This window comes from Gilliamella sp. wkB308 (genome assembly GCF_001690185.1).
Classification (GTDB): domain Bacteria; phylum Pseudomonadota; class Gammaproteobacteria; order Enterobacterales; family Orbaceae; genus Gilliamella; species Gilliamella apicola_I.
Genome location: NZ_LZGN01000040.1, coordinates 1 through 13,220, shown reverse-complemented (window position 1 = coordinate 13,220; position 13,220 = coordinate 1). Strand labels below are relative to the sequence as shown.

At 35.2% G+C, this 13,220-nt stretch carries 7 protein-coding genes; all 7 read left to right on the top strand.

What is annotated here, in order from left to right; all coding sequences use genetic code 11:
- Positions 1-5 precede the first annotated feature (5 nt).
- Positions 6-1,766 carry an OmpA family protein gene (locus tag A9G10_RS10515; protein ID WP_065559517.1) on the top strand — a complete coding sequence of 587 codons (1,761 nt, stop codon included), beginning with the start codon at positions 6-8 and terminating at the stop codon, positions 1,764-1,766.
- Positions 1,767-1,801: 35 nt separating this feature from the next.
- Entirely contained in the window at positions 1,802-2,290 is a 489-nt protein-coding gene (locus A9G10_RS10510; RefSeq protein ID WP_065559516.1) for an Hcp family type VI secretion system effector, read from the top strand.
- A gap of 70 nt (positions 2,291-2,360) precedes the next feature.
- On the top strand, positions 2,361-5,228 hold the full coding sequence (tssH, locus tag A9G10_RS10505; RefSeq protein WP_065559515.1) for a type VI secretion system ATPase TssH: 2,868 nt from the start codon (positions 2,361-2,363) through the stop codon (positions 5,226-5,228).
- A gap of 51 nt (positions 5,229-5,279) precedes the next feature.
- Positions 5,280-7,712, top strand: coding sequence for a type VI secretion system Vgr family protein (locus A9G10_RS10500; RefSeq protein ID WP_081299192.1), 2,433 nt, complete (start codon positions 5,280-5,282; stop codon positions 7,710-7,712).
- A complete protein-coding gene (locus tag A9G10_RS10495; protein WP_065559514.1) occupies positions 7,712-8,593 on the top strand; it encodes a hypothetical protein in 882 nt (293 codons plus the stop codon). Before A9G10_RS10500 ends, A9G10_RS10495 begins: the two co-directional genes overlap by 1 nt.
- 24 nt (positions 8,594-8,617) lie before the next feature.
- Positions 8,618-12,325, top strand: coding sequence for a toxin VasX (locus tag A9G10_RS10490; RefSeq protein WP_065559513.1), 3,708 nt, complete (start codon positions 8,618-8,620; stop codon positions 12,323-12,325).
- A 25-nt stretch (positions 12,326-12,350) separates the two neighbouring features.
- Positions 12,351-13,178 (top strand): DUF6708 domain-containing protein, encoded by an 828-nt coding sequence (locus A9G10_RS10485; RefSeq protein ID WP_065559512.1) that lies wholly within the window; start codon positions 12,351-12,353, stop codon positions 13,176-13,178.
- Positions 13,179-13,220: the final 42 nt, after the last annotated feature.

The window sequence follows — 13,220 nt, the reverse complement described above, 5'->3', positions numbered from 1 at the left end:
TTATTATGAGCGATTACCCTAAGCGCATTCAAATTATATATGCAGTTGTATTGAGTTTATTATTATTGTTTGTTTTCCTACCAATAACAATTGGCTGGAAAATACTTGGATCGATTCTCGTCTTTGCTATTGCCGGAGGTGTTCTTTGGCAAATGCGACGTTATCGTCGAGTGCTAGCATCATCAACAGCAAATATCCAATTTTTAACTCAAAAACTTGATTTATTACCGGCAAGACAGCGTTATCGTTTACCAATACTTATGGTTACGGGTAGCGCAGCTAAAGATTTTTTTCCTGATGATTTATCGCTTGCCGAATCTAATGTATTAGTTTCGTCCGAAGCAGTTTGGATCTACGTTGATGAATTTTCACATCTACCGATAGTTTATGATTCATTAGTGGCGAAATGGCCTGATATGCTTGGTCGTGTAGGTATTTTTCTTGCCTTAACACCAGAAACAGAAGACAAACAGGGCTTATTTGTAGCTAAATTACAAGCATTTCGTCAATCATGGGTGGATACTTGTCGAATAGCTAAATACCAAATGCCTGTTTACCTTTCAACACATGTTGGATTAAACGACTTAATCTATGACGAAAATAACCCGTTACCTGTATATTGGTTTCAATTATTAAATCAAAAATTATATTTGTTAGATCGTTATTTGTCGCCAATTACAAATTGGGTAAATGATATCAAAATTCCAACCGATGAACGTGAACGGCGATTAAGACTTCGTCCATTTTTAAGTGAAACAGAAAATTGGATCGAAAACGTAGTATTAACCACTTTAGTCAATGAAAAGCAACCTATTGCTAAATGTGTTCCCACAGGTGTAGCAATCTATCCAACTAATCAATCGATTGTTCACGACAACCTCATGCAAAAAATATGGGAAAATGCGACAAGTTTATCATTACCAAATACGCATAAAATACAAGACGGTATTACCCCGCCAGATGCATTAGTTAAATTTATGCCAATTGCATACCCATTTTCGCCTATTAGTTCAATGATCTGTGGTTTAGTTATTATCACATCATTATTTTTAATGGGAAGTATGGGGGCATCATTTTGGAATAACATCAAATTAATCGATAGCATTCAAAATGATATTCATCATTACCATCTAGTTCCAATGGACAATTATGATGAGAAAAAAGAGGCACTTGAAGTCCTACGAAATGATAAAACAATGTTAAATCAATACTATGCTAAAGGTGAACCTATACGTTTAGGAATGGGACTATATCGTGGATTACAACTAGTTGAACCGCTCAATATAGCCATGAGTGACTACGTAGCAAAACCACCAGAGCCTGAAAAAGTCATCGTTGAAAAAACGCAGGTCATTGTTAAAGAGCCACCTCCGCCAATTCGTCTAGATAGCTTGGCGTTATTTGAAAGTGGACAAGCAAGTTTAAAATCTGGTTCCGAAAAAGTACTTATTAATGCATTAATGGAAATACAAAAACAGATTAATACAAATCCTGGTACAGGTTGGTTAATGATCATCACGGGTCATACTGACTCAGTTGGCGATGAAATCAAAAATCAACAACTATCTTTTAATCGAGCCATGTCAGTACGTGATTGGATATTAAAAGCCAGTGACATACCAGAAACCTGTTTCGCCATCCAAGGGTATGGTGCAAAAAAACCTTTAGTGGATAACGATACTCCAGAAAATCGTGCAAAAAACCGAAGGGTAGAAATAAATTTAGTTCCTCAAGCGTCAACATGTATTTTGACGAATGAAAACTAAGAGTGTGAAACAAAAACAATAAAAGGAGATAAACAATGGCTGTACCAGCTTATATGTTTTTAAAAGATGACGGCGGTGCCGAAATCAAAGGTTCTGTAACCGTTGTTGGTCGTGAAGGAAGTGTTGAAGTGGTTGAATTCGATCACCGAGTATACATCCCAACCGATGGTAATACAGGTAAATTAACAGGAACTCGTGTACATAAAGCACTTGAATTTGTTAAAGAAGTTGATGCATCTTCACCTTACCTATACAAAGCTGTAACTACTGGTCAAAACTTAAAATCAGTTGAGATCAAATGGTACAAAATCAACGATGCAGGTCAAGAAGTTGAATATTTCAATACATTAATGGACGGTGTAAAAGTCGTATCTGTTAAACCTGAAATGCACAACATCAAAGATCCAACGAAAGAACAATACAACCACTTAGAACGTATTGAACTTCGTTATGAAAAAATTACTTGGACTTATAAAGATGGCAACATCATCCACTCAGACAGCTGGGTAGAAAGCCGAGGTTAATTTTAACTTACACAGTCCCTATTTATAGGGGCTGTATTTATTTTATTTAAGATTAAGGAAAGAAATAGTAATGATAGCTGATCCCTCTGTTTTATTAAGACGACTAAATCCGTATTGTGCGAAATCGCTTGAAGCTGCGGCTGGATTATGCCAAACACGAGCACATACCGAAATTACACTTGAACATTGGTTATTAAAATTACTAGAACAGGGTTCAGGTGACATAACGATAATTTCAAGACATTATCAACTCGATATGGATAAAATTTGGACTGGATTACTCAATTATCTAGACGCACTACCGCATACCATTAACACAAAACCAAGTTTATCGCCATCGTTGATCGCTGTAATGCAATCAGCATGGTTAAAAGCATCGCTAGAAAATCATGAAGAAGTCATCCGTTCAGTTCACATATTACAAGCACTGCAAGAAATGCCACATTGCTTAAAAGCACAAGATGCATGGCAACTACTTAGCTTATCGCCAGTTTCATTGCAAAAAATGCGTTTACAACTGGACGAAACATCAGACGAAAATCCAGCTAACCAATACAGTTATCAATCAGATAGTGTAATGAATGCTACAGACAGTTTTGGTATTGACTCAACTGCCAACTCAACATTAGCTGCAAACAAAACACAAAAAAATGATGCAAATGATGCTACAAATAATAATGATAAACAAATCGCTCAACAAAAGCATCATCAAGCGGCGCTTGAACGTTTTACCGAAAATGTCACTGAAAAAGCTAAATCAGGTAAAATTGACCCAGTGTTTGGTCGTGATAGTGAAATCAGACAAATGGTCGATATTCTATCCCGTCGTCGCAAAAACAACCCAATACTTGTCGGTGAACCAGGGGTAGGTAAAACTGCGCTAGTTGAAGGTTTAGCACTTCGAATTGCTGAAGGAAACGTACCAAAAAATCTTGCCGATGTTAGCATCCTAACGTTAGATCTTGGCTTATTACAAGCGGGTGCTGGCGTAAAAGGTGAATTTGAACAAAGACTAAAAAATGTAATTGATGCCGTACAACAGTCTCCAACACCAATATTACTATTTATTGATGAAGCCCATACTATTATCGGCGCAGGTAATTCAGCTGGTGGCGCAGATGCGGCAAACTTACTAAAACCAGCACTAGCACGTGGCGAACTACGCACTATTGCAGCGACCACATGGTCTGAATACAAACAATATTTTGAAAAAGATGCCGCTTTAGAGCGTCGTTTCCAAATGGTCAAAGTAGACGAACCAGATGACGATCGAGCATGTTTAATGCTACGTGGCTTAAAATCACGTTATGCTAAACATCATGGCGTACATATTCTGGATGAAGCTGTCAAAACAGCCGTTTCACTATCAAGACGTTATATCAGTGGACGTCAACTACCCGACAAAGCGGTTGACCTGCTTGATACAGCGTCAGCACGTGTACGTATGGGGCTGGATACGATACCTGAATCCATTACACAGCTTGAAGCTAAAATTGCCTCACTGAAAATTGAACAAGATGCAATAAACGCAGATCTTGCATTAGGTGAAAATTTAACAAGCGATCGCTTAAAAGAGATAGACATCCAGTTAGCCAAACTACAAGACAAATTAACTATTCAACAAACTCAATTTGAAAAAGAGAAAAAACAAATTGAAACATTGATAGAATTGCGTCAAAAACTCACTAACAAATCAGATAGTAAGCTACTTAAAAAACTTAGTGATGCACAGCAAGAATTAAATGAGCTACAAGGTCATAATCCATTACTTTCACTTGATGTTGACAGTCGCACGGTATCATCCGTCATATCAGACTGGACGGGTGTTCCTTTAGAAAGTTTGCTAAAAGATGAGCAAAGCCACTTACTTGCACTTGAAGATGATTTACGTCAACGTGTTGTGGGACAAGATAATGCCCTGTTTGAATTAGCTAAACGTATTCGAGCAGCCAAAACAGGATTAACGTCAGAAGATGCACCAATGGGCGTATTTTTATTAGTTGGTCCGTCAGGTGTGGGTAAAACCGAAACCGCTTTAGCGTTAGCAGATACCTTATTTGGTGGTGAACAATCACTAGTCACCATTAACATGTCAGAATACCAAGAAGCGCACACCGTATCACAACTTAAAGGATCACCTCCGGGATACGTAGGTTATGGTCAAGGTGGGGTATTAACCGAAGCCGTTCGCAAACGACCATACAGTGTTGTATTACTGGACGAAGTCGAAAAAGCACATCGTGATGTACTTAACTTATTCTATCAAGTCTTTGATCGTGGCTTTATGCGTGACGGTGAAGGTCGTGAAATCGATTTCCGTAATACCTTAATATTAATGACATCTAATTTAGGTAGTGATGAGCTTATGGCACTTTTCGAAGAAATGCCAGACGCCGATATTGCGACACAACAAGAACTTCTACGTCCGATAATTCGTGAACATTTCCAACCGGCACTATTAGCACGTTTCCAAACAGTAATCTATACACCGCTTGGTAAAGATGCATTACGCAAAATTGTTGAAATGAAACTCAATAAAGTTGCCAGCCGACTACAAAAACACTACAAAATTGTCTTTAATGTGGGCGAAAAACTTTACGACACCTTGGTATCAGCGTGTTTATTACCAGATACAGGTGCACGAAACATTGACAGTATCTTAAATCAACAAATTTTACCTGTGGTATCAAATTTATTACTACAACGAAGCAGTACAACTAACAATCAAGTACCAACGTTAATTCTTGATTTTGACGAATCAGAAGGAATCGTACTTGAATGGGAAAGTGAGCAAACTAAAGCAAAATCTGCGAAAGCTAAAACAACAAAAGCTAACACGGACGAACCAAAACCGACTAAAGCAAAAGTTGTTAAACCGGCAAAAACAAAGCCAGCAGATGAAAGCAAAGGTAAAAAAAAGGCCGTTAAAAAAGCCTAACATATCACAGACGTTGAATTAAAAATCCAAAAAGGATATAAGGAGAAAAATATGGCGAAAGAGTTAACTAACCTCATTAGTCAATTTGGCGAAGGATTAATAAATGGGCTAACAGGTGAGGTTAGCCACAACCGTTACACGTTGACAGTTGATGGACTCGATTCGCCAATTTCAGTATTAAACGTAAAAGGTGAAGAAAAGCTTAATCAGCCGTGGAAATACACAATCACGTTTACCAGTGCTGACAAAGGTTTATCAATCAACACGATTCTCAATAAAAAAGGGACGTTCTCGTTCAATCCTGTAGCGATTAAAGCGCTAGGAAATGCAATTCGATCACTCAGTGATTTACCTACCAATAGTGATTCTCGTACTATCTATGGTATTGTCACAGAATTTAATCAGCTTTCGGTAAATAAAGACGAAGCACATTATCAGGTTGTATTATCCCCAAGATTAGCAAGACTTGCACTTAACCGCAATAGTGCCATCTATCAAAATCAAAGTATCGTAAGTGTCGTAGAAGAAGTATTACGAAGTCATGAATTTTCAGGCATTGACTACCGTTTAGAACTAAAAGACACCTATCCAGCTCGAGAATTTATTACCCAATGGGAAGAAAGCGATCTCGAATTTATTCAACGCTTATTAGCGGATGTCGGAATCTGGTTCCGATTTGAAAGTCATGCGGAACATAATTGTGATGTTATGGTAATAAGCGATTATGAACAAGGTTATCATCAAGTTGGCAATATCGATTACAAACAGCCAAGTGGCACGCTCGACGGCAACACCGAAAGTGTTTGGGATCTATCATTACACACGCAAATAGTTGAAAAATCAGTAAAAGTACAAGATTTCAACTATCGTAATGCAGGGGCAAATTTAAAAGGTGAAGAAAATACACAACCTAAATACATCACAACATATGGTACTGATTACCGTTACGAAGAACACTATAAAGGTTTGAATGACAACGGACATGCCAAAAAACAAAATAATAACGACGATAATCAAACCAATAACGAAAACAGTGTAGAAAGTGGTAAATGGTATGCTCGAATACGTCATGAGCATATTATCAGTAAACAAATTATCATAAAAGGTCGAACTAACCGCTACAGCCTTATACCGGGTCAATGTATTACCATTAGTGGCGCACCAATATCGGACATTGATGATGGCATTATAATTTTAAGTGTAGAAGGGAAAGGTAACCGTACGGATTCTTATGAATTATCTTTTACGGCAATACCATTTAAAGTATTAATACCGTATCGACCAGCACCTATTCGTTGGCCTGAAGTGAGTGGCACCTTACCAGCCAACGTGACAAGTCCAAATAACGACACCTATGGTTACATTGACACTATGGGACGTTATCGAGTTAAATTCAATTTTGACTTAAAAAATTGGAAAAAAGGGGAAGAAAGTTTATGGTTAAGACTTGCTAAACCTTACTCTGGTGATACATATGGTTTTCACTTTCCGTTAATAGACGGAACAGGGGTAATGATAGGGTTTACAAATGGTAACCCGGACAGACCTTACATAGCCCATGCAATGCATGACAGTTCGCATCCTGATCATGTGGCAACGATTAACAAACACCGCAATGTGATTCGAACACCTGCCAATAACAAGCTCCGTATGGACGACAAACGTGGTCAAGAACACATCAAACTAGCAACCGAATACGGTAAAACTCAAGTCAATATCGGTCACTTAGTTAATGAAAAGAAAGAAAAACGTGGTGAAGGATTTGAACTACGCACTGATGAATGGGGCGCAATCAGAGCAGGCAAAGGGTTATATATAACCAGTGAAGAGCAAACACAGGCAAGTCATGTTCAATTACAAATGGACAGTGCAGTTAAACAACTAGCACAAGCGAGCGAAATGGTAAAAAGGCTTAATGAACTAGCCGAAGCCGCACAAGCTGAACTTGCTGATTTAAATGCTCAAAAACAACTTTTTGAACAAAGTTTAAAAGAGTTGAAACAACCAGGAATTCTTACATATGCGCCAGCAGGTATAGCGGATGTTAGCCCAAGCTCAATACAACAAACAGCAGGTGAAAACATTATACAAACAGCGCAAAATACTATTGATGTCAACGCATTCAAACGTTTTATGGTCACTGCTGGAAATATGATAAGTCTATTCGCAAATAAAATGGGGATAAAAATATTTGCATCAAAAGGAAATGTCGATATTCAAGCACAAAATGATGAAATGCATTTAACTGCAAAGCAAGATTTGAAAATTACCAGCACCGATAGTGAAGTCATTATATCAGCCAAGAAAAAACTGACATTAGCTTGTGATAATGTTGCAATTGTTATTGAAAATGGTTCTATAAAAGTGCTTGCTCCAGGTGATGTAACTGTACAATCGGCTAGTTTCAGCGTATTAAGTCCATCAAGTTACAATACAGCTCAAGTTGAGTTGCCTCCAGGTGAAAGTTGTTCGGAATCAGCATAATGGAGAAGCAATTACTCAACCTTTTGAACAATGAAAATGCACGTAAACAGTATCGTTATTTACTGATTGATAACTTAGTTTCGTTAAGTTATTTTCATATATTATCAATTCAAAGTTTAAAGGAAGAGTTAGGCAAAGAAGCTATTCATATTATTCCAAGACCTGATCTGACCCATGATTTAGATCATTGCCCAAAGTTAGTTGTTATTGCCAAACCTGATGAACAATTAAACGAAAAATTTGTGCATTTTATCAGTAAAGAACTTCAGAATGATGGCTCCCTTCAAAAAAGATATATTTGTTGTTGTATGGTAAGCGAAAATGAACCTGAGACATTGAGTAAACAAATAATTAATATAGGATTAAAACTAGCTACTTTGAATAAAACTCGTTTTGTCCCATTCTATGAACCATTCAAATTGTTTTTACTACAAGAAGGCAATAAAATTTGCTTCGATTGGTTACCTTATTTGTTAAATTGTTGTAGTACATATTGCTATACATCATTTACAAATCGCCTTCAAATAATTCAATCACTATCTTCTATACAAGATCCCTCAGAATTATTCATTACTGAAGAAGTCAAATTTTATCTTAAAGAATCAACAAAACTTTATCATCTAACGGTTGCTTGGCAAAATATATGCGGAATGCAAAACAGACACATACAAGATTCTGACATATTATCTTTAGCAGAATGTTATCGAACAGCCAAAATAGCAGGTTTAAAAAATACAAGAGACTTATTTACTTTATCGTTATTACTTAAAAAGCGCCCAAAGCTATTAGAGCAAAAAGAAGTCAATGAAGCGGTAAATGAATCAATTGAATATCCAGGTACGTTAGATGAACTTTTAATTCAAATTGAAATTAATAACTAAAAATTTAATATATGGAATAAATTAATGGGTAAGATAGATCCAAATATTTTTACTGAAGCAAGAAATGCTTCAGCAATAGCTGACGGAGGATGTGGTACCTGTCAACGTGGTGGTATGCCATTTTTTTTAGTTCGTCAATCTGTCATTAATCCAAAAGTTTATCACTCAATCAACTGGTCAGAAGGTGTTCCTAATTTAAAAGGCAGGCAACCATCGGCAGCGTTAACTCAACACAAATATGCTTTAAGAATGTTGCGTAAAGGATATGTGTATGTATTGATGGAACAAAATGGAAATCGAAAATTATTGGGATATGAGGTGACATCCAAAGGGGCACTAAGGCATCGCTCCATAGATCACATGAAAAAATATGAAATAGAAGATTTAGCAGAATCCTGCACAGCGATAAATCATTATATACCTGCTATATTTGCAAATATTGATGTGTTAAATGCTACCGTTTGGATAGCTTATAGCCGTAGGGCATGGTCTAGAACGACTGAAGATTATTATAGGTCAGTAGGGGCAGATTTAAGAAGATTTACCAAAGTTACCATAAATGATTCAACTCGTAAAAAACCCGAATTATTATCACCTGATGGTCGAAGTTTCGAATTTAGAAATTTATTAGAAAGTAACAAAGCGCCTCATTTACCTGAATTTTTTTTTGGAAAAAAAGATTTTCAGATGCGATTTCCAAGTGCGCATGAATTTAATGATTATTCACACAAAGATGATATAGCGGAGATAACAAAGATAACGAATATACTTGAAGATCAGTATCAATGCAAATTGGGATGTATTGTGTTAGAGGACACTTTTGGTGTAGTTGAAGAACTTAATGCACAACGATTACAAAATTTTGACCTGATTAATAATGCGTTTTTAGAGCATGAACGAGTGATAGAAAAAAAATTGACGGATAAATACAACGAAAAAATAGCAGATTATACTCCTACAGATCAATGGTTAAATTCAGCTAAAGAACAAGAAATGCTTTATCCTTATGCTAAAAATTACCTTGATGGTTTTATTAATCAGGATATAGGTGATAATCAAAGTAATATATCGCTATTACAAGTATCTTCAGAAAACTCAAAAGGTTCACAGGAACAAAAATCCGAAACAAATAATCATAAGTACTTAAATGAATATTTTTCAACTGAACGCGCTTATAAACGTAGAATATTATCTTGTATAGAAAGTTATAAAAAAGGATTAAACACTTATTATCGCAATACAATTGAAGATGATTATAAAGGAGTAAATACTGATGAAAAATACATGGATGTATATGAACCTGCAGCAAATTTTAAAGGAGCAATGGCATCGTATAAAATGAGAATTAATGCTTTAAAATCATCAGGATGGAAAGAAGTTTCATTATCAGCAGAAGAAAAACAAGTTTTAATTGAAAAACATAAATCAACTACGAATGCCAAAGACGTACGACGATTTCATTGGTCACTTGAAAGCGCTGCGGAAAATAAATTTAATAAAAGTTGGGCAAAATTGGAAGAGAGATTAGATTTAGATAGATTAAAGAAGTTCTATGATGACGATAACCAAAAATTTAAGGAAATAATTAAAGATATTCGTAAAATATCAATTGATTATTTGATTTATGTAACATGGCTTTTTGGTTCAAAAGATAAACCATCTCAATATGCTCCCTCTGAACTCACCGATTATAATCTAGTAGAATTCTGGAAGCACGAACAAGAGAATGACTACTCAAAAGATCATTTAGGGTATTTTGAAGATTTAATCACTATGTTGCAAGGTAATATCACTATGGCTAAGTTACCGGAACAGTTTGGATTATGGGACAGCCTGTTTCGAGATGAAAATTCCATCTATTTTTACTTATTAAAAGGTCAGAATAATAACCTTTATGATATGTTATTGAAACAACGAATTATGGAGATGGAAAAGGGCCAAGATATAGCTAACAAAGAAAAAACAATAAATAATTTGAATAATATCGTGAGTAATCTTAATTCTGTGATGAATCTACCAATTGAAGCAAAAAATACCACATTATTTGTTGACATGATGGAAAGATTATTTAATTGGGGAATAGCAGGTTTTGCTAATCGCCCAAATAATGCAAAATTAATTAATCAGGTGTTAATGGAGAATCACAGTATAGAGCAACTAAAAATCTTTTCTGGTGTTGAATATAGAAGAATGACTGTTGAAGTCAAAATCAAAAATTTGCCGAAAATTTATGAATTTATAATGGAAAAATCTAATGTGTCATCGGTTAAAATAGAACATTATAATAAAGTTTATAAACTTTCGAAGATACCAGATACAGATACACGCTGGCGATTTGAAAATGAACTGACCAAAAAGCAGCTTGAAAAAACAGTCAGTATGGATTTTATGATTGTGGCAGAAGATTTAGCCTCAATGGAAAAAATGATAAATACTTTAAAAAAAGGTGGCAAGTTAAAAGAAACAACATTAGCTAAAACCAAAACAATTTTAGGTGCCGAAATTAAGCACTCACATCAATTTGGTGGTGAGTTAACCCTACAAGATCTTGAAACAGCTTATGCTCACGTTAAAAAACGAATCCGTGTTGACTCGAGCAAGGCAATTGGCATCAATACAGTGATGATATTTTTTCAAGCTCATCTATTTAGTCAAAACTTACATACGTTAAATGAACAGGGTAAAACGCTACCGCAAGATGTAAAAGACCAAATTTCACATGATATGCTCAAATCTTGTGTAATTATGTCTTTATTATCAGCGGAAGTAATATCCCATACTATTAGGTTAGTTGGAGCACTATCGAAAATTAATATCTTTACCACTATGATACCTAGTTGTGCGACATTTATGAAAGTAACAGGGGCTGCACTAGCGATTATTACCATTCTTGACGGAGTGATATCGATGTATAAAGGAATTGGTTATGCGATAAATGGAGATATATTTGATGGAATTTTAGTAGGAACTGGTGGATTTTTAATTTTTTTCTCAGGAATTTTATTTTTTAGTGGGGTTATATTATCTTTAGCCTTACCATTAGCTTTAACTGCTATTGTTTTAGCCATTATTGGAGCAATTTTAGTATCATTAGGTTCAGAGGCGGACAGTTGGTCACCTATGCAAATTTGGTTTAACCGTTGTTACTTCGGCAAACATGATCATCCCGAAAAAGGTCAACCATATCCTTTGACAACGGTAGGTACAAGTGTCGCGTTAAATGACTATTATGCTTATCTTTCAGGTATGTATTTATCTTTAAACTATGACTATTCTGATAGGGAATTTTTTTTAATAGAAGATTTTAATAGATATGACGAATTTGAAACAGCTGAGCATCTAAAATATTTGGGTGGCCTTCGTGTCCATATTAATTTACCAAATTTTAGTAATAAAAGTCGCTATACCTGCGTAGTTTATCTAACCGATAAAAATGGACACATTGGTAAAGCTAAACTGAAGCAAGGTAATGATCAACAATCTCTACATGTGGCAATAGAACAAAATCAATGTGAGCGATTAGAAGTACGTTGGGTAGAAACAAAAGATTACCCAATTACTTCAAGTCCAATAGTAATAAATGAAGGCAGTGATGATAATTTATCGACTTTATTGATAAATCAAAAAGTTGCTGAATTAAGGGAACGAGCTAGAAAAGTAATTGGTATATTACATTATTGGCAAGATGAGAACGCAAAATCACCATTACGTATTGAATATATAATCGATTGAAAAAATGAAAAAGGAGATCGTAAGAATGCCTTCTAAGTACCAACCTCAAGTCTCCTGTTGGCGTGAAGATCTGCACAAAGGGATTTATACGACCCAGTTACAGTTAACTAATAAAAAGTTACGTATTATCAATGATGATTATTGTGAATTATCAAGACGCCTAACAGGGATGAGGTGCTTATTTCGTTTAATTTTTATTACTATTTATTTCATATGTCTATTGATAGCAATTTCGGGATTGATTATTCAAATCTATGCAATATTTCACTTTAATAAATATAAAGCATTATTTATTTTTTTATTTTTTTTATTTTTGATTTGTAACCAAATATTAATTCAAGTTTTTATTACTACACTATTGGCTCCTGAAGATTGCCCTATACGTTTTAACCGTAAAACAGGTAAGGTATATATTTATGACCATTTTATTCTATATTTCGGTTCATGGGCAACCTTTATTCGTTCACCATTTAAATCTAAAGAGATAAGCATTAAAGAGTTTGATTGGGCAAATATCCAAGGTGTAGTAAGTTCGGTCTCAACACCGATTCCCAGCGGAGGTATTCTAAGAAGTTACCGTATAGAATGTTTAGTATGTAAACCAAATACAACTATAGTGGTCGATCATTTTATATTATCCATAAATAACAGTTTAAACTACGATGAATGGATGTGGTTAAATAGTTATATGACGTTTTCTGATACAAATTTAAATAATGAACTCATGATAGAATCAGGATTTGAATGGTTTATCAAAATAAAATGGCCGGAAGAGATAGATAGAAAATCCAAAGCTGGCTCAGTTGAAGCTTATCTACAAATAGATGCTGAATATAAAGAAAAAAACAAATAATCCCTGAATGTCGAGAATTAAAGTTAAAGAGTATTTATAAAA

What these genes read in the sequence shown, in the direction of transcription:
- A9G10_RS10485 (WP_065559512.1), top strand. Translation starts at nt 12,351, where the DNA reads ATGCCTTCTAAGTACCAACCTCAAGTCTCCTGTTGGCGTGAAGATCTG.
- A9G10_RS10495 (WP_065559514.1), top strand. Translation starts at nt 7,712, where the DNA reads ATGGAGAAGCAATTACTCAACCTTTTGAACAATGAAAATGCACGTAAA.
- A9G10_RS10500 (WP_081299192.1), top strand. Translation starts at nt 5,280, where the DNA reads ATGGCGAAAGAGTTAACTAACCTCATTAGTCAATTTGGCGAAGGATTA.
- tssH (WP_065559515.1), top strand. Translation starts at nt 2,361, where the DNA reads ATGATAGCTGATCCCTCTGTTTTATTAAGACGACTAAATCCGTATTGT.
- A9G10_RS10490 (WP_065559513.1), top strand. Translation starts at nt 8,618, where the DNA reads ATGGGTAAGATAGATCCAAATATTTTTACTGAAGCAAGAAATGCTTCA.
- A9G10_RS10510 (WP_065559516.1), top strand. Translation starts at nt 1,802, where the DNA reads ATGGCTGTACCAGCTTATATGTTTTTAAAAGATGACGGCGGTGCCGAA.
- A9G10_RS10515 (WP_065559517.1), top strand. Translation starts at nt 6, where the DNA reads ATGAGCGATTACCCTAAGCGCATTCAAATTATATATGCAGTTGTATTG.